Source organism: Amycolatopsis benzoatilytica AK 16/65, from assembly GCF_000383915.1.
GTDB lineage: Bacteria > Actinomycetota > Actinomycetes > Mycobacteriales > Pseudonocardiaceae > Amycolatopsis > Amycolatopsis benzoatilytica.
This window is the reverse complement of sequence record NZ_KB912942.1, coordinates 3,784,019-3,807,537: the sequence shown is the minus strand read 5'-3', so window position 1 is coordinate 3,807,537 and position 23,519 is coordinate 3,784,019. Positions and strand designations below refer to the sequence as shown.

Below are 23,519 nucleotides of genomic sequence, written 5' to 3'. Positions count from 1 at the left end.
ACGGACCGGCCGCGGAGCGAGTGCGGGGCGTCCGGACCGGCCAGCCGCATCGCCTGGAAGCGGGATCGCGCGCTCCAACGGACCGCGTGCTCAGCAGCCCGCGCGCCAGCAGCCGCCGCGCGGGCCAGCCGTTAGCGAACCCGGGCCGCGGTCGATGCCGACCCGGCCTTACCGACCCCGGCGGCGCAGCACCGAACGTGGGAACAAGCGTCCCCGCAACGACAGCGGGGCCGTGCGGCGCAGACTCTCGCGCAGCCGCCCGAAGGCTGGCCCCAGGGTCGGGTCCGGCGTCTCCGCATCGCTGTACCAGCGGCGTTCCACCGCGCTCAACACGCTCCGCAGGGCGTCGCGACCCTCGTCGTCCAGATGGTGGCGCTCGGCGATCTTCCCGCCGGCCACCCGGACCGTGTCGCTGTCCGAGATCGGCAGGTCGCGGTCGACACACTCGGCTTTCAGTTCGCGCCACGCCGCGTCGGCCGCGCCGGGGGCGTGCGTCGCGATGGTCTGGAGCCGCAGGCGGCGCATCAGGTCCCGCGCGCAGGACGGGCCGCCGATCGCCGCCAGCACGAGCACGACCACCACCGCGAACCACCACGACACCATTGCGGCCAGCAGGGCCAGTGCGGCCAGCAGGAGAACCGCGCCGGCCAGCGGCAGCCACAAGACCGCCACCTGCACCGGGCTCGGAGCGAGTTCCGCGTCGCGGACGAGGACGTTTCCGTCCGGATGGGCGCCCGGCGGCACCCCGGAAGGCGGTGCCGCGACGGTCGGCGGCGGGCGGCGGCGCAGGACGTACGACGTCGCCACGGCGCCGACGCCCAGGACGGCCAGTGCCAACGCCAGCCAGCTCATCCAGCTGTCGTTCTCGGTCGTGCCGGTCGCGGCCGCGGGGGCTGCCTGGTCCTGGCCCTTGTCGGCCGGCGGCTTGGCCGACGGGACGGCGGAGCGGGAAGCGGTCGGCAGCTCGTCGGTCGCGTTGGGCTGCTGCGAGCTCGGGTTGTTCTGCTCCAGGTACGGCGGGACGATGCCGCGGCCGTCGGCGAGCGGGGTCGGGTCGAAGGTCACCCAGCCCTTGTCGCCGAAGTAAGCCTCGACCCACGCGTGCGCGTCCTGCGAACTGATCGACTGGTAGCCGTTCTTCTGCACGCCCGGCGTGAAGCCGATCGCGACGCGCGCCGGGATGTGCGCGACCCGCAGCATCACCGCCATCGCCGACGCGTACTGCTCGCAGTAGCCCCGTTTTCCGTTGAGGATGAAGTCGGCGAGAGCGTCCGCGTCGGTCGCGTCGGCGGTCTTCGTGTCGTAGACGAAACCGTTCTGCGCGCTGAAGTACTGCCACAGCGCGGTCGCCCGGTCGAAGTTGTTGGCCTTGCCCGAGATCAGCTGGTCGGTCAGCGCGACGACGCGCTTGTCGACCTGGCCGATCCGGGTGTAGAGCGCGGGCACCTCGTCGGATTTCGGCGCAGCGGTGCGCAATTCGGCGGCGGTCGGCTCCTTCAACGACGCGGTTTCCACGTACGGCGGCGCGGTCTCGCTGGTCGTGGTGAAGACGGAACCGCTGGTGCGGTCGTACAGCCACTGCGGCGGCACGCCGCGGAGCGCGCGCGGGGCGCCGTAGATCGGCAGCCAGTTGTCGACCCAGCGGGTCGGCTGGATCTGGATCTCCCGCGACACCCCGGTTCCGTCGTCGCCAGGTGCGGCGGGCAGTGTGCTGTTGGCCAGGACGCCGGTCTGCGCCTGGCCGCCGGCGCGCAGGCCCCAGCCCTTGTTGGGGGTGTAGGTGTCGAGGGTGAACGCGCGCATCAGCCTGCGATCCGAACCGAGGCCGCGCACCTGGAACAGTTCGGTGTTCGCGCCCTGGTCGAGCAGTCCGCGCAGCTGCGTGAACGGTGCGATGCCGAACCCGCCGGCGCCGTCTCCGCTGCCGCCGGCTCCCGTGCCGAACGGGATCTTGCCGACCGTCCCGACCCAGGTGATGCCGCCGCCGAGCAGGCCGAGCACGATCGCCGAGCTGACCACCGCGACCGGGGCCTGCGCGAACCGCAGCGAGCCGCCGGAGCCGGGCGCGTCGCGGTTGCCCCAGCGGCGGTGCCGGTGGTTGCCGTCGAGCGCGAGCAGGCAGGCGAACGCGCCGGCGCCGAGCACGAACGTCCACCAGGGGAGCAGTTCGTCGGACAGCGCGGCGGGCACCGCGTACACGCAGAGCAGGACGAGGCCGGTCGCCGCTGGCGCCGCGGCCGCGACGGCGAGAGTGTCGACCAGCACCGCGACCAGGCCGATCGCGATCGTGACCAGGCAGAGGATCGGCTGCGTGCTGTCGACGGGCGGCAACCCGATCCGGATCTGGTCGGCAGCCGCGACCAGCGTCGCCCGCAGCTCGCCGAACGCGGTGGGCCCGGGGAAGACCGTGAGCACGCCCTGCGTGGTGAACGCTCCGGTGACCAGGAACAACAGCGCGAGCAGCTGCCCGAACCCGGCGACGACGGTGGGCGCGCGCAACGACCGCAGCGCCAGCCCGGTCCCGGCGACCAGCACGACCACGACGACGAGATAGCCGAACCACGCCCAGCCGGAGACGACGCTGGTCAGCGAGGTGGCCGCGCACAACGTCGCGACCCCGGCCGCGACCGGCGGCAGCAGGCTGCTGCGCCACGCGGGCGGCGGCTCGGTCGGGCGCGGGGTCGGCGTGTGCGGAATCGGCGGCGCGGACGAAGGGCGGGGAGCGGTCGTGGTCATCGGATCCCGCTGCCTTCGGTTGTGGTGAGCGTGGGACGGGTGGTGCGGGCCGGCTGGCGGGCGGCGGCGCGTGCCGGGCGGTTGGCGGGCCGCGTGGTGCGGGCCAGTTGGGGTGAGGCGGCGCGTACCGGCAGGGTGCCGGGCCGGGCTTCCGGGCATTGCCTGGGCAGCGGCCGAGACGGGTGCTCGCGGTTGTGCGGCACAGCCCCGCCCGACGATCCCGCCACGCGCCGCGCGGCGAAGACCGGACTTCCCTCGGCGGTCATCGCGTCCCGCCGATCACCGTCGAACGGTGAGTGCCTGCTCGGCAGAGCTGGCCCCACACCTCGGGCATCGGCGTCCTCGGCCCGGCGACCACGACGCCCCACCCTGCACCGCGCAACAAGTCCGCCGACTCTCGTGTCGCCGCCGCCGGCCGGTCCGGGTCGGTCGAGCCGGTCCAGCTCGGAGTGTCGAGCAGGACCGCCAGGCTGCGTATCCCGCGCGCCCGGTACCGGGTCAGCTCGTGCACCGCTTCCGCGCCGACCGTGCCCAGGATCGCGATCAGTTCCTGTCCTTCGGCCGGGTCGTGGCCGAGTGTCACGTCGCGCTGGTGGGCCGGCTGGAGCGCGGCGAGCGCGTCCAGGACGAGATTGTCGTAGCTCTCCCCGCCGTCCGCAGGGGCGTCGGCCAGGGCGGTGCCGTGTTCGGTCACCAGGCGCACGCGGTGGCCGGTCCGGCGCAGATGCAGCGACGCCGACGCGGCGAACGACACCGCCCACTCCAGGCTCGCGTCCGGGCCGCTGCCGTGGTGCGCCGCCGCCCGGTGGTCGAGCAGCACCGTCGTTCCGCCGCGCCAGGGGCGTTCTTCGATGCGGACCATGACCTCGTCGCGGCGGGCCGTCGAGCGCCAGTGGACTTTCCGCATGTCGTCGCCGGTGCGGTAGGGGCGGACGATGACGTCCGGCTCGCCCTGGCCGGAGTGCAGCCGGACGCTGCCGTCGTCGCCGGCTCCGGCGCCCGCTCCGCCGGGCAGACCCCACAGCGGCACCACGCGCGGCACGACCACCAGCCGCGAGTGGCCGATCAGTTCGCGTTCGAATTCGCACAGGCCGAACGGGTCGGTGATGGTCGCGCGCAGCGGACCGACCTGCTGGATGCCGCGCAGACCGGGCTGCAGGGGATAGCGGAGCAGCACCCGCCGTTCGTGCGGCAGCCGTTCGACGACGAAACGCGGGCGGGTGCCCAGCGCGTACGGCACGCCGTCCTCCAGCAGCACCTCGCCGCCGGGCAGGCGGCCGCTGCGCCACAGCTCCAGGTCGACCTCGCCGGTCGAGCCGACCGACACCCGGTCCGGGCGCAGCGTCCGGGCGGCGCCCAGGCGCAGCCGGGTCGCCGAGATGTAGACGGCGACCAGCAGCGGCAGGGCGACGACGAACACCGCGACCCGCAGCAGGTCGCGTTCGTTGAGCACCAGGGAGCACACCGCCGCGGCGATCCCCGCGGCCAGGAGGCATCGCCCGCGGGTGGTCAGGCCGGACAGCGCGCGCAGCATGTCGATTCTCGAATCGGGTAGCGGGGACGCCTCAGCGGGCCGAGCCCTGGGGGACGGGGACGCGGTGCAGCACCGCGCGGACCACGTCGGTCGCCGAACGGCGGGCGGCGTGCGCCTCGGTGGTGAGCACCAGCCGGTGCGCCAGCACGGGCACGGCGACCGTGTGCAGGTCGTCGGGCACCACGTAGTCGCGCCCGGACAGCGCGGCCTGCGCGCGCGCCGCCCGGACCAGGTGCAGCGTCGCGCGCGGCGACGCGCCCAGCCGGATCTCCGGCACCTGCCGGGTCGCCGCGACGACGTCCACCGCGTACCGGCGGACCTCGGGGGCGATGTGCACCGTCCGGACTTTTTCGATCAGCCGCAGCACGGTGGCGGCGTCGGACACCGGGGCGAGGTCGGCCAGCGGGTTGTGCCCGGAGTGCTCGTCGACCATGGCCAGCTCGGCCTGCTGGTCGGGATAGCCGATGGACACCCGTGCGGTGAACCGGTCGCGCTGGGCTTCCGGCAGCGCGTAGGTGCCTTCCATCTCGATCGGGTTCTGCGTCGCGAGCACCATGAACGGCGCGCCGAGCCGGTAGGTGCTCGTGTCGACCGTGACCTGGTGCTCTTCCATGCACTCCAGCAGCGCGGACTGGGTCTTCGGCGAGGCCCGGTTGATCTCGTCGCCGACCACGATGTTCGCGAACACCGGACCGGGCCGGAACTCGAACTCGCCGGTCTGCCGGTTATAGATGGAAACGCCGGTGACGTCGCTGGGCAGCAGGTCCGGCGTGAACTGGACCCGGCTGACCGTGCAGTCGATCGAGCGCGCGAGCGCCTTCGCCAGCGACGTCTTGCCCACGCCGGGCACGTCCTCCACGAGCAGGTGGCCCTCGGCCAGGAGGGTCACCAGCGCGATCCGGATGACGTCCGGCTTGCCGACCAGGACCCGCTCCACGTTCGCGGCGATCCGCCGGGCGGTGTCGTGCAGTTCGTCCAGCCCGGCCGCCGGCAGCCGGGGCACCCCGTCCGGCGACGCGACCGGCGGGTACGGCTGCCCGTTCCCCGGGGAATCGCCTCCCTGCGGACCGGCAGGGGAAGCGGACTGGATTCTCGACGTCACTCGGCCTCCTGTGGCGCGTTGGCTGGACGGACCGCCGGGGTGCGCGCCGCGTCCAGCGTTCTCCCCAGTGTGTCAAACCCGGGCGAACTGGTGGTGCGAAGACCCCGAGATCGCCCCGTGTTGACGCGGAGCTACCTCTGAGCTCCTTCTTCCGAGTGATTATGGGGCATTTTCAGGTGATCCCGCTGACTGTATGCACTGTCGTACGCTGTGCAACGAGGTCGCCCGACCATTGTTCGACGTCGGAAGAGGTGCACCGCGCATGAGCGAGGCCGAGGCGGAACGGCGAGCCGGGCTGCCCGGGCTTTCCGGGGGCAGGTTCGCGGTGACCCCGGAACTGGCGTCGGCGACCTACGCCAAACTCGGCGAGCTGCAGGACGTCGTCGGCGAGATGGCGCGCGAGGCCGCGGTGCTCGGCCGGGCGGTGCCGCTCGGCGGCGGGTACGCCGGCGAGGTCGGGGAGTTCATGGCCAAGTACGGCATCGACGGCGACGGATCGGCGGCCGACCAGCTGACCGCGTTCGGCAAGGAGATCGCCAAGCTCAAGACGCGCATCGGCGGGGCGCTGGAGAAGTACCGCGGCCAGGACAGCGAAGCGGCCGACGGCGTGGACTGCGTCGGTGGCTGACCGGTTCGCGGCGCGCGCCGCCCTCCTTGCTGTCCCGGTCGCGTTGTCGCTCGCGCTGGCCGGATGCGGCCGGATGCCGGGCATCTTGCCCGCCGCTCCCGCCGACGGCGCGCCGTCCTCCGCCGGGCCGCCGCCGTCGTCCGGCGCGTCGCTGGCCAAGCTCGACCCGTGCACGCTGCTGTCCCCGCAGGACCGGTCCACGGCCGGGCTCACGGTGCAGGGCAAGCCGAAGACGATCGGCGAGGCGCGCGCCTGCGACTGGACGGTGCCGTCCACTTTTGGGCTGACAGTGACGCTCGACGAGGTCAACGGGCTCGCCAATCTCGACGTTTCGAAAGGCAAGCGGACCAAGAAGGACGTCGGCTCGCACCAGGCGCTGCAGGTGTCCGGCCGCAACGGCACCTGTGCGGTGCTGCTCGACGTCGGCGGCGCGGCGAGCGTGCAGGTCGACGTGAACAACGCCAGCTTCGCAGACTCCGCGCTCGCCTGCTCCCGGGCGTCGGAGGTCGCCGGGCTGCTCGAACCGAAGCTGCCGTGAACCCCGCACGAGGAGGACAGTCGTGACCGACACCCCGGCCGGTTCCCCGGTCGTTCCCGTGCCGAGCGCCCGGTACGAGGCGTTCAGCCACGCGGCGCTGGCCGCGCAGGCGGTCGACGGCAACGACCCGGCCGCGGCCGGCGAGTCCGGCGCCCGCTGGGCCGGGCTGGCGCACCGGCTGCAGGACTCGATCAGCGGCCTGGCCGCGCTGTCGTCGGGCAGCGAGGAAACCTGGCAGGGCGACTCCGGCGACGCGATGCGCGCGGTGCTCGGCAAGGCGGCGAACTGGCTGGCCGAGACGGCGACGGTGTCGGTGCAGGTCGCCGACGCCGTACAGGGCCAGGCAGAAGTCGCCGCCCGCGCCCGCGCGGACATGCCGCCGCCGGTGGACTACGACCCGGCGGCGATGATCCGCTCCGCCGCGGCCAGCGGAAACGTGCTGGAACTGGCCGGCCTGTCGTTCGCCATGGACGCCCGCCGGGCCGAAGCCGACGCCGCCCGGCAGAAGGCGATCGACGTCCTGCGCACCCGCGACGCGGCGCTGCACAGCCTCGTCCCGCGCACCGGTTTCCCCGCGGTCCCGGCGCTGGGCACGGGGCCGGCTTGATCGGGCTGTCGTCGTCCGCGTTCGACATCGTCTGGTCCGACCTCGGCCTCGACCGGCCGCCCGCGCCGCTGGCCGTGCGCAGTGTGGGGGAGACTCCGGCCGACCGGTCTGCGATCCGCGAGGAGGTCTACCGGAACCTGCGAGAGCGCGGCCTCTATGACGGACGGCTGGACGCCGAACTGGAGAACCGCCTGCGCGTGCTGGCGTCGGCGGACGTATATGTGGAGTGCGAGGCGCTCGCGGACATGACCGCGGACGAGCCGTTCCGCGCGGTGGCGGCGGTGCGCGGACGGAACGCGGTGGTCGCGGTGCAGCCGTCGCGGACGATCGGGCTGCGGGGGATCGGCGAAAGCGAGCTGGCGTCGTCGATCGTCGGCGTGCTGCCGGAGCTGTCGGCGGGGCCCGGGTATGGGGTGCGGCTGCCCGCGGACGGTGCTTCAGCGGACGGTGTTTCGGCGCGCGGTGTGCAGGGGGACGAGCTGCGCGCGATCCAGGCGCGGCCGGTGTTCGCGGCGGGGCAGTTCACGGTGCGCGTCCGCGACCAGGCCGGGAAAGCGGTCCGGACGGGCGGGCTGACGTGGTTCGACACGGACGCGGGAGCGTATTCGGCGGTGCCTTCGGCCGGGCGGGACGGCGAGGAGTGGGTGACGGTGTCCCCGGTGGACAGCGTTCGGTTGGGGGAGCGGGTGATGGGGCTGGTGCGCAGGTGACGCGGCGGGGCTCGCCGGGTTCGATGCGACGGGGTCGCTCGTCCCGCCTGTCCCCACCGGGTGTCTCGGTGCGGCGGGGCCGCTGGCCCCACCCCCCCCCACCGAGCGTCACCGACGCGGCCCGCCTCACTCCACCGGGCCGCTCCTCAGTCGCCCCCGCCCGCTGTCCCCACCGCGCCCCATCAGCCGCTCCACCACTCCCCACCACGTCCCCCACCGCGTCCCGCATCTGGTCTGCACGCTGCCGAAACGTGGACGTTTCAGACCGTCCGAGGTTGCCGAAGACCCCGTCGCGGGGGATCTTCGCCACGGTCCCCCCACTGTCCCCCCACCCACACCCACCGCTGTGACCTGCGCAAACACTCGACACGACGGAGTGGCGCGGCCGTCGGACTCGTTGACTGTGGTGAAAAGTGGGGTACGGTGGTGCGCAGTGGGGCGGAAGGGAGCCCCGGGGCCGGAACCGGGCGGGGAGCCAACCGGATCCGGTAGGGAGGTGGACGCCGATGTTCCTCGGCACCCACACCCCGAAGCTGGACGACAAAGGGCGGCTCACGCTGCCCGCGAAGTTCCGCGAAGCCTTGGCCGGCGGGCTGATGGTCACCAAGGGGCAGGACCACTGCCTCTTCGTCTTCCCCCGCGCCGAGTTCGAGCAGATGGCCAGGAAGGTCGCCGAAGCCCCGTTCACCAACGAGGCGGTGCGCGCCTACCAGCGCTACCTGTTCGCCGGGACGGACGAACAGCGTCCGGACGGGCAAGGGCGCGTCGCCATCGCGCCGGAGCTTCGCCGGTACGCGGGGCTGAACAAGGAGTGCGTCGTGATCGGAGCGATCACGCGGCTCGAAATCTGGGATGCCCAAGCGTGGCAGGGCTACCTGGACGAACACGAGGACAGCTACGCACAGGCTCGGGAGGAAGTTCTGCCGGGCGTCTTCTAGGAGACGTCCAGCGCGCACCTGCGTCGTCGGGGGACGGGGGTTCGCCGTTCGACGCGGATGCCGTGAGGCCTCTGTCCGCACTTCGCCCCTGGCGCACCTTCCCCGGTGCCAGGTCAGCAAGGCGGGCAGGGACCTGACGGCATCCGCCGCATCTTCCCCGGGAACACGCCGCAGGAAAGGGGGAAGATCATGACGGACACGCCGCAGCACGTTCCCGTGCTGCTCGACCGCATTGTCGAGTTGTTTTCCCCCGCGCTGGCCGACCGGGACGCCACGCTCGTCGACGCGACCGTCGGTCTCGGCGGCCACTCCGACGCACTGCTGTCCGCCTTCCCCCGGCTCCGCCTGATCGGTCTCGACCGGGACCCGGCCGCGCTCGAGCGCTCCGCGGAGCGGCTCGCGCGGCACGGCGACCGGGTCGATCTCGTGCACACCGTCTACGACGGACTCCCGGAAGCGATCGCCGGGCTCGGACTGTCCAGAGTGGACGGCATCCTGTTCGACCTCGGCGTCTCGTCGATGCAGCTGGACCGCGCCGAACGCGGGTTCGCCTATTCCCAGGACGCCCCGCTGGACATGCGGATGGACCCGACCACCGGGTTCACCGCCGCGGACGTGCTCAACACCTACGCGCCCGGCGAGCTGATCCGGATCCTGCGCGACTACGGCGAGGAGCGGTTCGCGCAGCGGATCGTCCGCGCCGTCGTGGCCGAGCGGGAGAAGGAACCGTTCACCCGCAGCGGGCGACTGGTCGAACTGCTCTACTCGGCGGTCCCGGCGGCGAGCCGGCGCACCGGCGGGCACCCGGCCAAGCGCACTTTCCAGGCGCTGCGGATCGAGGTCAACGGCGAACTGGAAGTGCTGCGCCGGGCATTGCCGGCCGCGCTCGGCGTGCTCGCCGTGGACGGGCGGATCGTCGTGGAGTCCTATCAGTCACTCGAGGACCGGCTGGTCAAGCAGGCGTTCGCGGAACGGGCGAAGTCCCGGACGCCGGAAGGTCTTCCGGTCGAACTGCCCGGGCACGGGCCGGAGCTGAAGCTGCTCACCCGGGGCGCGGAAAAGGCCAGCGAGAGCGAGATCGAGCACAACCCACGGGCCGCCTCGGTGCGGCTGCGCGCAGCACAACGGATCGGAGAGCCGCGATGACCGCACCCGCGAAGACCCGCCGCTCGTCGTCGACCGCTGCCGAGCGAGCGCCGCGGAACACCGCCGACACCGAGACCGAAGCGCCGGCCCGCCGTCGCACTTCCGCGGCCGAGCGCGCGTACGCCCGGCGCGCCCAGCGGGCTGACCTGCTGCGCCAGCGCGCGCCGAAAAAGCCTTCCGTCGAACCGGAAACGATCGAAGCGACGACCGTGCGTACGCGGCTCAAGCTGCGCTGGCCGCGCTCTCGCGCGTCGTTCGTGCTGGTGATGATGGGGCTGCTGGCGGTCGGCGTCGCCGCGACGCTGTTGTTCACCACGCAGGCGATCGCCGACTCGTACCGGCTGGAAAAGCTGCGTACGGACAACGCTTCGCTGATGGAGACGAAGGACCGGCTGGAGCGCGAAGTCGCGAAGGCACAGTCGCCCGCATCGCTGGCCCCGGCGGCCAAACAGCTGGGCATGGTGCCAGGCGGCGACCCGGCACGGATCGTCGTCGGCAAGGACGGCAAGACGACTGTCGTCGGCGAACCCAAGAAAGCCGAAGCGCCGCAAGGCGACGCGGCCACCCCGCCGGCGAACAACGCACCGCCCGCCAACAACGCACCGGCCGACAACGCGCCGCCCGCGAACGAGTCCGGCATCGAAGGCGACCTGCCCGGAACCGCGGCGGGAGCCGGAGGCGGGCAATGATTCCGGGCAGGCGCGGCCACTCCCGGCGGCCGGACAGTGCACAGTGGACTGATCCGGCGGCCGTCCGGGAGACGGCGGCGATCCCGGCGTCCGGCGCGAGGCCGGGCGGGCGGTTCGCGGCGGTCCGGCCCGCCGGCCGCATCCGACAGGCAGACGCCCCAGACTCCGGAGGAGAAGAGTAATGGCCGCGGGCGGTACCCGTTCCAGGAATTCCCGGGCGACGGGCAGCGCCCGGCGGACCTACGCCGAGGGCACCCGCCGCGCGGTCGCGAAGCGGGGCAACGGCGGGCAGCGCAGCCGGTTCTCCGCGGTGCGCATCGTGCTGGTCGTGCTGATGGTCGTCGCGGGCGCGAAACTCGTGCAGGTGCAGTGGTTCGAGGCGCCGGCGCTGTCCGCCGCCGCCGAACGGCAGCGCACCCTCACCCTCGACATCCCGGCGCAGCGCGGGTCCATTCTGGACCGCAACGGGGCGAAGCTGGCGTTCAGCGTGGAAACTCGCACGCTGTCGGTGAACCTCAAAGCACTGCACAAGGCGATGGACGACTACGCCGCGAAGCACCCCGGCACCACCAAGACTTTCGAGTCCCAGGTCGCCGGCGCGGCCAAGCTGATCGGGCAGAAGCTGCCGCACCTCACCACCGAGGCCGACCAGCTGGCGCTGCTGCACAAGCAGCAGTCCTTCACCTACCTCGTGGACAACGTCGAGCCGTCGGCGGCGGACGAGATCGTCAAGCAGTACCCGTGGATCAGCGTCGAGAAGCGCGCCAAGCGCGAGTACCCGGGCGACACTCTCGCGTCGAACATCGTCGGCCTGGCGAACTGGCGGATGGACGACCCGGACGTCTCCAAGCACAACCTGCACGGCGTGGTCGGGCTCGAAGCCTCGCGCGACGCCGAACTCGCCGGTACGCCCGGGCGCGAGATCGTCAACACGCAGAACGGGAACGACAACCTCTACCTGCCCGGCACCGAGCACGTGCTGCAGGCCGCCGTCCCGGGTTCCGACCTCGAGCTGACCATCGACTCCGACCTGCAGTTCGAACTGCAGCGCCAGCTGAGCGACTACGTCGCGAAGGCGGGCGCCAAGGGCGGCCAGGCGGTGATCATGGACGCGAAGACCGCCGAGGTGTACGCGCTGGCCGACGCGAGCACGTTCAACCCCAACGACCCGTCCACCCTCAAGCCGGACCTGCTCAACAACCGGCCGGTCACCACGCCGTACGAACCGGGTTCGGTGAACAAGGTGGTCACCGCGACCGCCTCGATCGACGACAAGATCGCCACCCCGGACTCGACGCTGGAGGTGCCGGGCTCGATCAAGGTCGCCGACCGGACCGTGCACGACGCGTGGGTGCACGGGACGCAGACGTTCACCACCGCCGGCGTGTTCGCGAAATCCTCCAACGTCGGCACGCTGGAACTGGCCCAGCAGGTCGGCCCGGACCGCTACCTGGCGCTGCTGCAGAAGTTCGGCATCGGGCAGAAGACCGGCATCGGCCTGCCCGGCGAAAGCTCCGGGTTCGTCCCGCCGCGCAAGACCTGGTCCGCGTCCACCTTCGGCAACCTGCCGATCGGGCAGGGCCTTTCGATGACCGTCGTGCAGATGGCCGGGATGTACCAGGCGATCGCGAACGACGGGCTGCGCGTCCAGCCGCGGATCGTGAAGGCGAAGAAGAACCCGGACGGCACCTTGGTGCCGGAACCGGCGCCGAAGACCGAACGGGTGGTGAGCGCGGAGACCGCGAAGACGGTGCGGGACATGCTGCGCGCGGTGATCCAGAAAGGCAAGGGCCAGAACTCCGGCACGGCGCCCTCGGCCGCGCTGGAGGGGTACCAGATCTCCGGCAAGACCGGCACCGGCCAGCAGATCGACCCGAACACCAAGGCATACAGCGCCAGCCTGGCGAACATCACCTTCGCCGGCATCCTGCCCGCCGACCACCCCCGTTTTGTCGTCGGCATCCGGCTGGACGCGCCGGACAGCACGCCGGCCGGGCACTCGGCGGCCCCGCTGTTCCACACCATCGCCTCGTACCTGACGCAGCGGTACCAGATTCCGCTGTCCGACGGCCCGTCGCCGGTGGTGCCTCTCATCGTCGGCTGACTGCCGGAAGGTCCGGGATGGGCCCCTTGCGGGACTTGGATTCCCGCAAGGGGCCCTTCCCGGACGTTTGCCGGGAGAGACGCCGCGAACGTCCACACGGGCCGGTGGCGGTCCGGCAAAAGCCTTGCCTCGCAAAGATCTTTTCCGGTGGCCATAGCACACCGGCGCCTGCCGTGCGCGTTCGCCGTACCGCGTTGGGTCACCCGATTCCGGCCTCGGTAACCTCTCCGGCGTGTCCGTGTCCTCGTCCCAGCCCTCAAACGGGCCCGCCGCGCCTTTGCCGGACAGCCCGGCCAAGGCAGCCGCCGCGCCGCCCCGGCCGGCCCGGATCGACCCGGTCCCGCTGGCCACGCTGCTCGCCCGGGCCGGAGCCCGGCTCATCGCCGACCGCCCCGAGGCCGCCGACCTCGCCGTCACCGGCACCACGCTGCGTGCGCAGCACGTGCTCCCCGGTGACCTGTTCGCCGGTCTGCCCGGTGCCCGCGCGCACGGCGCCGACTTCAGCGGCCAGGCGATCGAGGCGGGAGCCGCCGCCGTTCTGACCGACCAGTCCGGAGCCGAGCGGCCCGCGCTGCGCGACGCCGCGGTCCCGGTCCTGGTGCACCCGGACCCGCGCGCCGCGCTCGGCGAGATCGCCGCCTGGATCTACGGCGAACCGTCGCTGCGGCTGTCCGTCCTCGGCGTCACCGGCACCTCGGGCAAGACCACCACCTCCTACCTGGTCGACGCGGGCCTGCGGGCCGCGGGCGCCACCACCGGCCTGATCGGCACGGTCGAGACCCGGATCGCCGGCGAGCGGCTGGCCAGCGGGTTCACCACGCCGGAGGCGCCGGATCTGCAGGCGCTGCTCGCGGTCATGCTGGAGCGCGGCGTGACGCACGTGCCGATGGAGGTGTCCAGCCACGCGCTGTCGCTCGGCCGGGTCAACGGCACCCGGTTCGCGGTCGGCGCGTTCACCAACCTGTCGCAGGACCACCTCGACTTCCACAAGGACATGGAGGAGTACTTCGCCGCCAAGTCCCTGCTGTTCGACGGGCGGTCCACCACCGAGGTGGTCGTCGTGGACAGCGCGTGGGGGCAGGCGCTGCTCACCCCGCAGACGGTGACCGTGTCGATCGAGCCGGGCACCGACGCCGCGTGGCGGGCGTCCGGGATCGAAGCGACGCCGGCCGGGGAGCAGACCTTCACCCTGCTCGGCCCGGACGGGCTCGCGGTCGCGGCGAAGATCCCGCTGCCCGGCACGTTCAACGTGGCCAACGCGGTCCTCGCGGCCGCGATCCTGGCCAGTGCCGGTGTAGCGCCGGACGACATCGTCGCCGGGCTCGCCGCGGTGGAGGTGCCCGGCCGGATGGAGCGGGTCTACCTCGGCCAGGAGTTCACCGCGGTGGTCGACTACGCGCACAAGCCGGCCGCGGTGGCCCAGGGGCTCGACGCGCTGCGCGCTCGCACCGAGGGCCGGGTCATCACGGTGCTCGGCTGCGGCGGCGACCGCGACACCGCGAAGCGCCCGATGATGGGCGAGGCGGCGGCGCGCCGCAGCGACGTGCTGATCGTGACGGACGACAACCCGCGCTCGGAGGACCCGGCCGCGATCCGGGCCGCGATGCTGGCCGGGGCGCGCGCCGTCGGGCCCGCCGCGGGCGGCGAGGTGCTGGAGATCGGCGACCGGCGCGAGGCCATCGCGCACGCGGTCTCGCTGGCCGGCCCGGGCGACATCGTCCTGATCGCAGGGAAGGGCCACGAGACCGGCCAGGAGAGCAACGGCGTCGTGCACCCGTTCTCCGACCGGGACGAGCTGGAGGCCGCCATCCGCAAGCGTCTCGAGGTGACCGCGTGATCGAGCTGAGCCTTGCCGAGATCGCCGACATCGTCGGCGGCCGGCTGCACAACGCCGACGGAACCGCTGTCGTCACCGGCAGCGTCGAGTTCGACACCCGCAAGGTCGGTCCGGGCGGGCTGTTCATCGCCCTGCCCGGCGAGCGTGTCGACGGGCACGACTTCGCCGCCAAGGCGGTCGTCGCGGGCGCGGTTGGCGTGCTGGCCGCACGAGAGGTCGACGCGCCGTCGATCGTGGTGCCGCCGCTGCCGGCGGGCCAGGGCAACGCCGGGTCGGTCGCGCTGACCGGCGACACCGACGGCTCCGGGGCCGCCGTGCTGGCCGCGCTGGCCAAGCTCGCCCGGCACGTCGTCGGCGTGCTCGCCGCGGACGGCCTGACCGTCATCGGGGTCACCGGCTCGTCCGGCAAGACCTCGACCAAGGACGTCATCGCGCAGCTGGTCGAGCCGATGGGCCCGACCGTCGCGCCGCCCGGGTCGTTCAACAGCGAGCTGGGCCACCCGTGGACCGCGCTGCGCGCCGACCGGGCCACCAAGTTCCTCGTGCTGGAGATGTCCGCGCGCGGCGTCGGGCACATCGCCGAGGCCGCCACGACCACTCCGCCGCGGATCGGTGCGGTGCTGAATGTCGGCAGCGCGCACGTCGGCGAGTTCGGCTCGCGCGAGGGCATCGCGAAGGCCAAGGGCGAGCTGGTCGAGGCGCTGCCCGACGGGGAACACGGCGGCCTGGCGATTCTCAATCTCGACGACCCGCTGGTCGCGGCCATGGCGAGCCGCACCAAGGCCCGCGTCGTCGGCGTGGGGGAGTCTCCGTCGGCGCAGGTCCGCGCCGAGGACATCACCGTGGACGAGGAAGCGCGCCCGTCGTTCCGGCTGGTCACGCCGGAGGGCGAGGCTCCGGTGACGCTGCCGCTGCACGGCGAGCACCACGTCGGCAACGCGCTCACCGCCGCCGCCATCGCCCGCGAGCTGGGCGCGAGCACCGAGGAGATCGCGCAGCGGCTGTCCTCGCTGCAGCGCCGCTCGGAGCGCCGGATGGACGTCACCACCCGCGCGGACGGCGTCACGATCCTCAACGACTCGTACAACGCGAACCCGGAATCGGTCCGGGCCGGGCTCAAGGCGCTCGCCTCGATGAGCCGCGGCGGCCGGCGCGCCTGGGCGGTGCTCGGCGTGATGGGCGAGCTCGGCGCCGACTCGGTGACCGCGCACGACGAGATCGGCCGGCTGGTCGTCCGGCTCAACATCGAGAAGCTGGTCGTCGTCGGCCAGGACGCGGCGGCCATGCACCAGGGCGCGCTCCAGGAAGGCTCCTGGGGCGACGAGTCGGTGCTGGTACCCGATGTCGGGGCCGCGGTCGCCGTGCTGCATGATCAGCTCCGTCCCGGGGACGTCGTGCTGGTCAAGGCGTCCAAGGTCGCCGGTCTCTGGCGGGTGGCCGAGGCGCTGCTGGCCGACCCGGGCGACCCCCCCTCCCCGTCCTCCGAACGCTCGAACGGTGGTCCCGCGTGATCAACATCATGATCGCGGCCGCGGCAGGTCTGCTGGTCTCGATCCTGCTCACGCCGTACCTCATCAGGGTCTTCTCGCGGCAGGGCTTCGGCCAGGAGATCCGCGAGGAAGGCCCGCAGGGGCACAAGTCCAAGCGCGGCACGCCGACCATGGGCGGCGTCGCGATCATCATCGCGATGGTCGTCGGCTACTTCGTCGCGCACCTGATCACCTGGATCGGCAACTCGCGCTCCGCCGCGCCCTCGGCGTCCGGTCTGCTGGTGCTGATGCTCGCGGTCGGCCTCGGCGTGGTCGGCTTCCTCGACGACTTCATCAAGATCCGCAAGCAGCGCAACCTCGGGCTGAACAAGACCGCGAAGCTGGTCGGCCAGCTGGTGGTCACCATCCTGTTCGCGGTGCTGTCGCTGCAGTTCGCCGACGAGCACGGGCTCACCCCGGCGTCGCAGAACCTGTCCTACGTGCGCGACCTGTCGCTGATCACGTTCCCGTGGATCGTGTTCGTGATCTTCTGCTACATCGTCATCTCCGGCTGGTCGAACGCGGTGAACTTCACCGACGGCCTCGACGGCCTGGCCGGCGGCGCGGCGGCGATGGTGCTCGCGACCTATGTGGTCATCTCGTTCTGGCAGGCCAGGCTTTCCTGCTCGACGCAGGCCACCCAAGCGTGCTACGACGTGCGCGACCCGCTGGACCTGGCAGTGGTCGCTGCCGCCGCCACCGGTGCCTGCATCGGGTTCCTGTGGTGGAACGCGGCCCCGGCGAAGATCTTCATGGGCGACACCGGTTCGCTGGCGCTGGGCGGCCTGGTCGCCGGGCTGTCCATGACGACCCGCACCGAACTGCTCGCCATCGTCATCGGCGGCCTGTTCATGGTCGAGATGATCTCGGTGGTCACGCAGATCGCGGTCTTCCGGACCACCCGGCGACGGCTGTTCCGGATGGCGCCTTTCCACCACCACTTCGAGCTGGCCGGATGGGCGGAAACCACCGTCATCATCCGGTTCTGGCTGCTGTCGGCCATCTGCTGCATGTTCGGGCTCGGGCTGTTCTACAGCGAGCAGCTGAACTTCGGAGGCTGACGGGGTGGGCTCAGCGGCGCGCAGCGCCACCGTTGCGGATGGTGGAGGAGAAGAAGTCCGGGTGCAGCTGGACGGCAAGCACGTACTGGTCGCGGGCGCGGGAGTCACCGGCAAGTCGGTGGTGCCCGTGCTTCGGGAGCTGGGCGCCCGGGTCACCGTCACCGACGGCAACGCCGAGCGGCTCGCCGAACTGGCCGATCTCGGCGCGGAACTGGTCCCCGGCCTGACCGAACCGCCGGCGGACACCGCGCTCGTGGTGACCAGCCCCGGCTGGCGGCCGACCTCGCCGCTGCTGGTCGCGGCGGCCGAGGCGGGCATCGAGGTGATCGGCGACGTCGAGCTGGCGTGGCGGATCGGGCAGCTGCGCGAGCACCCGCCAGCCTGGCTGGTGATCACCGGAACCAACGGCAAGACCACCACGGTCGGGATGCTGGAGTCGATCCTGCGCGCGGCCGGCGTGGACGCGGTGGCCTGCGGCAACGTCGGCTATCCGGTGCTGGACGCGGTGCGCGGCGGGCACCAGGTGCTGGCCGTCGAGCTGTCCAGCTTCCAGCTGCACTGGTCGTCCACCATCGCGCCGGAAGCGTCGGTGGTGCTGAACCTCGCCGAGGACCACCTCGACTGGCACGGCTCGATGGCGGAGTACGCCGCCGCCAAGGGCCGCGCGCACCACCGTTCGCGCGCCGTGGTGCACAACGTCGACGACCCGTGGTCTGCCCGGATCGCGCAGGAGCACGCGCCGGCGGAGGCGCGGCGGATCGGTTTCGTGCTGGACACGCCGCGCGTCGGCGAGCTGGGCCTGGTCGAGGACCTGCTGGTGGACCGTGCTTTCGTCGCGGACCCCGCGACGAGCGCGGACGAGCTGGCCGAGGTCGCCGACGTGCGCCCGGCCGGTCCGCACAACCTGGCGAACGCGCTCGCCGCGGCCGCGCTGGCCCGCGTGCACGGCGTGCCTCCGGAAGCGGTGCGCAAGGGCCTGCGGGAGTACCAGCCCGCGCCGCATCGCGCGGTGGAGGTCGGCCAGGCCGGCGGAATCCGCTACGTGAACGACTCGAAAGCCACCAACCCGCACGCCGCGCTCGGCTCGCTGCTCGCGCACGAGAGCGTCGTCTGGATCGCTGGCGGGCAGCTCAAGGGTGCTTCGGTGGACGGGCTGGTCGCGGCGGTCGCCGGACGGCTGCGCGCGGCTGTGCTGCTGGGCGTCGACGCTCCGGTGATCGAGGCCGCTTTGGCGCGACACGCGCCGGATGTCCCGTGCAACCGCCTCCTTCCGGGTGACGATGAGCCCATGACTGCGGCGGTGAATGCGGCCAGCGCCCTGGCTCGTCCTGGTGACGTGGTGCTGCTCGCGCCCGCCGCCGCCTCGCTGGACATGTTTCCGAGCTACGGAGCGCGGGGCACCGCGTTCGAAGCCGCGGTGCAGCGTCTGGTCGACGGCGCGGCTGGGGCGGCGGATGACAGTCGTTGACGAAAAACGCAGCCGGGCGCGGCGGGTCCGCAAGGAAAGCCCGTTCGTCGCGTTCCGCACCGGGCTGACCGCCTGGCTGTCGCGGCCGCTCGCGTCGTTCCACCTGGTGCTCGCGCTGACCGGCATCCTCACCGTGATCGGCGCGGTGATGGTGCTGTCCGCGTCGTCGGTGGCCTCCTACAACCCGAAGACCGGCAGCGGCGTGTACTCGCTGTTCTTCCGGCACCTGATGTTCGTCGCGCTCGGCGGGATCGTGTTCTGGCTCGGACTGCGGGTCCGGCTGGAGCGGATCCGCCGGATGTCGGCGACCATGACGGTGCTCTGCCTCGGCCTGCTGATGCTGGTGCTGACGCCGCTCGGCTCGACCGTCAACGGCTCGCAGGGCTGGTTCAAGCTCGGAGTGTTCACCTTCCAGCCGATCGAGGCGGCGAAGGTCGCGCTGGCCTTCTGGGGCGCGCACGTCCTGGTGATCAAGTACCACGTGCTGCACCAGTGGCGGCACCTGCTGGTCCCGGTAGTGCCGGTCGCGCTGGTGATGTTCGCGCTGGTGATGCTGCAGCCCGACCTGGGCGGCACGATCACCCTCGCGGTGGTGCTGCTGGGCTTGCTGTGGTTCGCCGGCGCGCCGAAACGGCTGTTCGGAGTGATCCTGGCGGGCGGCCTGAGCGGCATCCTGGTACTGGCGATCATCGCGCCCTACCGGCTCGCCCGGGTGATGTCGTTCCTGTCGCCGGACGCGGACAAGTCGGCCGAGGGGTTCCAGGCGAACCAGGCCAAGCTCGCGCTCGCCGACGGCGGGCTGTTCGGCAAGGGCCTCGGCCAGGGCGCGTCGAACTGGGGCTACCTGCCGAACGTGCAGAACGACTTCATCTTCGCGCTGATCGGCGAGGAACTCGGCTTCGTAGGCTGCGCGGTGGTGCTCGGCCTGTTCGCCGGCGTAGCCGTGGTCGGCCTGCGCATCGCGACCCGCAACATCGACCCGTGGATCCGGATCGTGGCCGGCACGCTGACGGTCTTCCTCGTCGCGCAGGCCGCGATCAACATCGGCTACGTGGTGGGCCTGCTGCCGGTCACCGGCGTCACGCTGCCGCTGATCTCCTACGGCGGCACGTCGCTGGTGATCACCATGCTCATCATGGGCGTGCTGGCGAACGCCGCGCGCCACGAACCCGAGGCGGTGGCCGCGCTGCGTTCGCACGGCCCGGGTAAATTCGGACGTCTGCTGCGGCTGCCCGCACCCGATCCGTACCGCCCGCCGTCCTCCCGCAAGGGAACACGCGGCGCGGGCAGCGGGAGCAGGGCGGCCCGGCCGGCGCCGCGTGCGGCCCGGCCCGCACAGGAACGCCGCCGGTCCGCGCGGCGCACGACAGCGAACCGCGGTGCCCGGGGCACCGCGAACCGGAGAGGTCATCGGTGAGCAAACCCGTCAAGGGAACCGAGCGTTCGGCGGCACGCCGGGCGCCGGTCGTGGTGGTCGCGGGCGGGGGCACCGCCGGGCACATCGAGCCGGCCCTCGCGCTGGCCGATGCGGTCAAGCGGCTGCGCCCGGACGCCGAAGTGATCGCGCTCGGCACGGAGCGCGGCCTGGAGAACAAGCTCGTGCCCGCGCGCGGCTACCCGCTGGAGCTGATCCCGCCGGTGCCGATGCCGCGCAAGCCGACGCCGGAGCTGCTCCGGCTGCCGCTGAAGGTGCGCGATGCGGTCCGCCGCACGCGCGAGGTGCTGGACCGGGTGCACGCGGACGTCGTGGTCGGCTTCGGCGGCTATGTCGCGCTGCCGGCGTACCTGGCCGCCCGCGGCCGCACGCCGATCGTGGTGCACGAGGCGAACAAGTCGGCGGGGCTGGCCAACAAGGTCGGCGCGCGGTTCGCGTCCCGGGTCGCGGTCGCGGTGCCCGGCACGCCGCTGCCGAAGGCCGAGGTGGTGGGCATTCCGCTGCGCCGCTCGATCACTTCGCTGGCCCGGGCCGCGCTGCGGGCCGAGGCGCGCGCGCACTTCGGGCTGGACCCGGACGCGCCGACGCTGCTGGTGTTCGGCGGTTCGCAGGGCGCGGCGTCGATCAACAACGCGGTGTCCGGCGCGGCGAAGGACTTCGCGGACGCCGGGGTCGGCGTGCTGCACGCGCACGGTCCGAAGAATTCCCTTGTGGTGCAAGAGTTCCCGGGTAAGCCGGCGTATGTGCCGGTGCCGTATCTGGAGCGGATGGACCTGGCCTACGCCGCGGCCGACGCGGTGGTGTGCCGCTCCGGCGCGATGACCGCGGCCGAGGTGTCCGCGGTCGGGCTGCCCGCGGTGTTCGTGCCGCTGCCGCACGGCAATGGCGAGCAGGCGATCAACGCGCAGCCGGCGGTCGACGCCGGGGCTGCGCTGATGGTCGCCGACGCCGACCTGACCGCGGCGAAGGTCGCCGAACTGGTGATCCCGCTGGTCACCGACGCCGACCGGGTCGCGAAGATGAGCGCGGCCGCGGTCGGGCTGGGCCACCGCGAGGCCGACGAGGCGCTCGCCCGGATCGTGCTGGAGGCCGCCGGTGCCTGAAACGCCTGAACTGCCCGCACAGCTGCGCCGGGCGCACCTGATCGGGATCGGCGGGGCCGGGATGTCCGGCATCGCGCGGATCCTGCTGGCCCGCGGCGCGGCGGTATCCGGCTCGGACGCCAAGGAATCGCGCGCGCTGCTGTCGCTGCGCGCGCAGGGCGCGACCCTGTTCGTCGGCCAGGCCGCGGAGAACCTCGACGCGCTGCCCGAGCCGCCGTCCGCGGTCGTGGTGTCCACCGCGATCAAGGAGACCAACCCGGAGCTGGCCGCGGCCCGCGAGCGCGGCATCCCGGTGCTGCACCGCGCGCAGGCGCTGGCCGGGCTGATGGCCGGGCACCGCGTCGCGTGCATCGCCGGCACGCACGGCAAGACCTCGACGACGTCGATGCTCACCGTGGCGCTGCAGAACTGCCGGATGGACCCGTCGTTCGCGATCGGCGGAGACCTCAACGAGTCCGGCGCCAACGCCCATCACGGCGAGGGCGGCATGTTCGTCGCGGAGGCCGACGAGAGCGACGGTTCGTTCCTCACCTACACGCCGTCGGTGGCCGTGGTGACGAACGTCGAGCCGGACCACCTCGACCACCACGGCACCGCCGAGGCGTACGTGAAGGTGTTCAGCGACTTCGTCGGCCGGATCGAGCCGGGCGGTCTGCTGATCGTCTGCGCCGACGACGAGGGCGCGGCCCGGCTGGGCGAGGAAGCCGCGACTGCTGGCGTGCGGGTGCGCCGCTACGGTCGCGCCGCTTCCGGCGAAGGCGACGCAAGGGTGCTGGACTACACGCCCGCGCCGGACGGCGGCGTGGTGCGGATCGTGCTCGATGGCGCCGAGCGGGACCTGCGGGTCGCGGTTCCGGGCGAGCACATGGCGCTGAACGCGATCGCCGCGCTGCTGGCCGGGCTGGAGCTGGGCGCGCCGCTGGACGGGATGGCCGCCGGGCTCGCCGCCTTCGGCGGGGTGCGCCGCCGGTTCGAGTTCAAGGGCCGGGCCGGCGACGTCCGGGTGTACGACGACTACGCGCACCACCCGACCGAGGTGGCCGCGCAATTGCGCGCGGTCCGTGCCGCGGCGGGCGGCGGCCGGGTCGTCGTGGTCTTCCAGCCGCACCTGTACTCGCGCACAAAGACCTTCGCGAACGAGTTCGCCGAGGCGTTGTCGCTGGCCGACGAGGTCGTGGTGCTGGACGTGTTCGGCGCGCGCGAGGAGCCGGTGCCGGGCGTGACCGGCGCGCTGATCGCCGACCGGGTCACCGTTCCGGTGCACTACCAGCCCGCGTTCGACGTGGCCGCCGGGCTGATGGCCGACCTGGTCAAGCCGGGCGACCTCGCGGTCACCATGGGCGCGGGCGACGTGACGCAGCTCGGCCCGGAGATCCTGGCCGAGCTGGACCGGAGGGCGGCCGGAGCATGACCGGGACCCGGCAGCGCCGCCGCCCGCCCGCCGCCAGGGCGGGCGAGCAGCAGCGTGCTGCCATGGCCCGGGAGCGGCGGGGGAGGCGGTCCGAGGAGGAACGCCTGCGCACCCGTGCGCGCGGCAAGTCGCGCCGGTCGGCGCGGGCCGCCGCGCGCAAGGCCCGTCCCAGCCGCGGCCAAGAGATCCGCCGCCGCTGGGTGGCGCTGCTGAGCGTGGTCACCGTGCTGGCGCTGGGGTACCTGCTGTTCTTCAGCCCGGTGCTGTCGGTGAAGACGGTCGAGGTGGAAGGTGCGAAATCGGTGCCGGCGGACCAGATCCGCGCGGCCGCGCAGGTGCCCTCCGGCCAGCCGATGCTGCGGCTGGACGTCGATGCGATCCGAGACCGGGTGGCCGAGATGCCCGCCGTCGCGACCGTCGACGTGTCCCGGTCCTGGCCGACCACACTGGACATCACGGTGACCGAACGGACTCCGATCGCGTTCTTCGACAGCGGTCCCGGCGGCGACGGCGTGCACCTCGTCGACGGCGGCGGCGTGGTGTTCAAGACGGTGAAGACCCGCCCGGCCGGGCTGCCGGAGCTGAAACTGCAGAAGGTGTCGGTCGCCGACCCGGTCACCCGGGCGGTCACCGCGGTGCTCGGCGTGCTGCCGGAGCAGTTGCTGAAACAGGTCAAGACCACCACCGCGCAGACGCCGGCCAGCGTCGAGTTCACGCTGACCAACGGCAAGACGGTGCGATGGGGCAACGCGGAGAACACCGACCGCAAGGCGAAGGTGCTGGCCGCGCTGCTCACCCAGCAGGGGACGGTTTACGACGTTTCCGCGCCGGAGCTGCCGACCATCACGCCCTGATCACCGGCGCGTTCCGGGAAGGGCCCCTTGGGGCATCCGGGTCCGGGAAGGGCTCCTGGAGGGAATCTAAGTCTCTCATGGGGCCCTTC

The 23,519-nt window shown here is 72.6% G+C and carries 19 protein-coding genes; 16 read left to right on the top strand and 3 right to left on the bottom strand.

All coding sequences use genetic code 11. The annotated features are described in order from the left end of the window. Positions 1–168: 168 nt before the first annotated feature. The 3 genes from AMYBE_RS0117335 to AMYBE_RS0117325 form a co-directional block, all read right to left on the bottom strand. Complete coding sequence (locus tag AMYBE_RS0117335) at positions 169–2,736, bottom strand: transglutaminase TgpA family protein (protein WP_020660656.1); 2,568 nt, start codon at positions 2,734–2,736, stop codon at positions 169–171. A gap of 262 nt (positions 2,737–2,998) precedes the next feature. Continuing rightward, positions 2,999–4,270 carry a DUF58 domain-containing protein gene (locus tag AMYBE_RS0117330; RefSeq protein WP_020660655.1) on the bottom strand — a complete coding sequence of 424 codons (1,272 nt, stop codon included), beginning with the start codon at positions 4,268–4,270 and terminating at the stop codon, positions 2,999–3,001. Positions 4,271–4,301: 31 nt separating this feature from the next. After that, entirely contained in the window at positions 4,302–5,372 is a 1,071-nt protein-coding gene (locus AMYBE_RS0117325) for an AAA family ATPase (protein ID WP_020660654.1), read from the bottom strand. Positions 5,373–5,634: 262 nt separating this feature from the next. Between AMYBE_RS0117325 and AMYBE_RS0117320 the strand changes: the two genes are divergently transcribed. The 16 genes from AMYBE_RS0117320 to AMYBE_RS0117245 all read left to right on the top strand — a co-directional run bounded on the left by AMYBE_RS0117320 (position 5,635) and on the right by AMYBE_RS0117245 (position 23,430). Beyond that, the gene (locus AMYBE_RS0117320; protein ID WP_020660653.1) at positions 5,635–6,000 is read left to right on the top strand and encodes a hypothetical protein; all 366 of its coding nucleotides are present in this window, start codon (positions 5,635–5,637) and stop codon (positions 5,998–6,000) included. Further along, on the top strand, positions 5,993–6,538 hold the full coding sequence (locus tag AMYBE_RS0117315; RefSeq protein ID WP_020660652.1) for a DUF3558 family protein: 546 nt from the start codon (positions 5,993–5,995) through the stop codon (positions 6,536–6,538). Before AMYBE_RS0117320 ends, AMYBE_RS0117315 begins: the two co-directional genes overlap by 8 nt. A 22-nt stretch (positions 6,539–6,560) precedes the next feature. Beyond that, complete coding sequence (locus AMYBE_RS0117310) at positions 6,561–7,145, top strand: PPE domain-containing protein (RefSeq protein ID WP_020660651.1); 585 nt, start codon at positions 6,561–6,563, stop codon at positions 7,143–7,145. After that, on the top strand, positions 7,142–7,855 hold the full coding sequence (locus AMYBE_RS0117305; protein ID WP_020660650.1) for an ESX secretion-associated protein EspG: 714 nt from the start codon (positions 7,142–7,144) through the stop codon (positions 7,853–7,855). The genes AMYBE_RS0117310 and AMYBE_RS0117305 overlap by 4 nt, the downstream gene beginning before the upstream one ends. A gap of 506 nt (positions 7,856–8,361) precedes the next feature. Beyond that, entirely contained in the window at positions 8,362–8,793 is a 432-nt protein-coding gene (mraZ, locus tag AMYBE_RS0117300) for a division/cell wall cluster transcriptional repressor MraZ (RefSeq protein WP_009080393.1), read from the top strand. 189 nt (positions 8,794–8,982) lie between these two features. Beyond that, positions 8,983–9,939 (top strand): 16S rRNA (cytosine(1402)-N(4))-methyltransferase RsmH, encoded by a 957-nt coding sequence (gene rsmH / locus AMYBE_RS0117295; protein ID WP_020660649.1) that lies wholly within the window; start codon positions 8,983–8,985, stop codon positions 9,937–9,939. After that, a complete protein-coding gene (ftsL, locus tag AMYBE_RS0117290) occupies positions 9,936–10,628 on the top strand; it encodes a cell division protein FtsL (RefSeq protein WP_020660648.1) in 693 nt (230 codons plus the stop codon). The genes rsmH and ftsL overlap by 4 nt, the downstream gene beginning before the upstream one ends. A gap of 181 nt (positions 10,629–10,809) precedes the next feature. Continuing rightward, a complete protein-coding gene (locus AMYBE_RS0117285) occupies positions 10,810–12,732 on the top strand; it encodes a peptidoglycan D,D-transpeptidase FtsI family protein (RefSeq protein WP_020660647.1) in 1,923 nt (640 codons plus the stop codon). Between the two features lie 277 nt (positions 12,733–13,009). Next, on the top strand, positions 13,010–14,569 hold the full coding sequence (locus AMYBE_RS0117280; protein WP_020660646.1) for a UDP-N-acetylmuramoyl-L-alanyl-D-glutamate--2,6-diaminopimelate ligase: 1,560 nt from the start codon (positions 13,010–13,012) through the stop codon (positions 14,567–14,569). After that, a complete protein-coding gene (locus AMYBE_RS0117275) occupies positions 14,566–16,080 on the top strand; it encodes a UDP-N-acetylmuramoyl-tripeptide--D-alanyl-D-alanine ligase (protein ID WP_020660645.1) in 1,515 nt (504 codons plus the stop codon). The genes AMYBE_RS0117280 and AMYBE_RS0117275 overlap by 4 nt, the downstream gene beginning before the upstream one ends. After that, entirely contained in the window at positions 16,077–17,159 is a 1,083-nt protein-coding gene (gene mraY, locus AMYBE_RS0117270; protein WP_020660644.1) for a phospho-N-acetylmuramoyl-pentapeptide-transferase, read from the top strand. The genes AMYBE_RS0117275 and mraY overlap by 4 nt, the downstream gene beginning before the upstream one ends. A 61-nt stretch (positions 17,160–17,220) precedes the next feature. Next, on the top strand, positions 17,221–18,627 hold the full coding sequence (gene murD, locus AMYBE_RS0117265) for a UDP-N-acetylmuramoyl-L-alanine--D-glutamate ligase (RefSeq protein WP_020660643.1): 1,407 nt from the start codon (positions 17,221–17,223) through the stop codon (positions 18,625–18,627). Then, a complete protein-coding gene (gene ftsW, locus AMYBE_RS0117260) occupies positions 18,614–20,044 on the top strand; it encodes a putative lipid II flippase FtsW (protein WP_020660642.1) in 1,431 nt (476 codons plus the stop codon). Before murD ends, ftsW begins: the two co-directional genes overlap by 14 nt. Then, positions 20,041–21,165, top strand: a complete 1,125-nt coding sequence (murG, locus tag AMYBE_RS0117255) for an undecaprenyldiphospho-muramoylpentapeptide beta-N-acetylglucosaminyltransferase (RefSeq protein WP_020660641.1) — start codon at positions 20,041–20,043, stop codon at positions 21,163–21,165. The genes ftsW and murG overlap by 4 nt, the downstream gene beginning before the upstream one ends. Then, positions 21,158–22,576 (top strand): UDP-N-acetylmuramate--L-alanine ligase, encoded by a 1,419-nt coding sequence (gene murC / locus AMYBE_RS0117250; protein ID WP_020660640.1) that lies wholly within the window; start codon positions 21,158–21,160, stop codon positions 22,574–22,576. The genes murG and murC overlap by 8 nt, the downstream gene beginning before the upstream one ends. Further along, positions 22,573–23,430: a cell division protein FtsQ/DivIB gene (locus AMYBE_RS0117245; RefSeq protein WP_027927746.1), complete on the top strand. Its 858-nt coding sequence runs from the start codon at positions 22,573–22,575 to the stop codon at positions 23,428–23,430. The genes murC and AMYBE_RS0117245 overlap by 4 nt, the downstream gene beginning before the upstream one ends. Positions 23,431–23,519: the final 89 nt, after the last annotated feature.

Bases quoted from the DNA above. Each gene is read 5' to 3' on its own strand.
- AMYBE_RS0117245 (WP_027927746.1), top strand. From the start codon at position 22,573: ATGACCGGGACCCGGCAGCGCCGCCGCCCGCCCGCCGCCAGGGCGGGC.
- AMYBE_RS0117320 (WP_020660653.1), top strand. From the start codon at position 5,635: ATGAGCGAGGCCGAGGCGGAACGGCGAGCCGGGCTGCCCGGGCTTTCC.
- AMYBE_RS0117330 (WP_020660655.1), bottom strand. From the start codon at position 4,270: ATGCTGCGCGCGCTGTCCGGCCTGACCACCCGCGGGCGATGCCTCCTG.
- rsmH (WP_020660649.1), top strand. From the start codon at position 8,983: ATGACGGACACGCCGCAGCACGTTCCCGTGCTGCTCGACCGCATTGTC.
- ftsW (WP_020660642.1), top strand. From the start codon at position 18,614: ATGACAGTCGTTGACGAAAAACGCAGCCGGGCGCGGCGGGTCCGCAAG.
- mraZ (WP_009080393.1), top strand. From the start codon at position 8,362: ATGTTCCTCGGCACCCACACCCCGAAGCTGGACGACAAAGGGCGGCTC.
- AMYBE_RS0117335 (WP_020660656.1), bottom strand. From the start codon at position 2,736: ATGACCACGACCGCTCCCCGCCCTTCGTCCGCGCCGCCGATTCCGCAC.
- AMYBE_RS0117285 (WP_020660647.1), top strand. From the start codon at position 10,810: ATGGCCGCGGGCGGTACCCGTTCCAGGAATTCCCGGGCGACGGGCAGC.
- ftsL (WP_020660648.1), top strand. From the start codon at position 9,936: ATGACCGCACCCGCGAAGACCCGCCGCTCGTCGTCGACCGCTGCCGAG.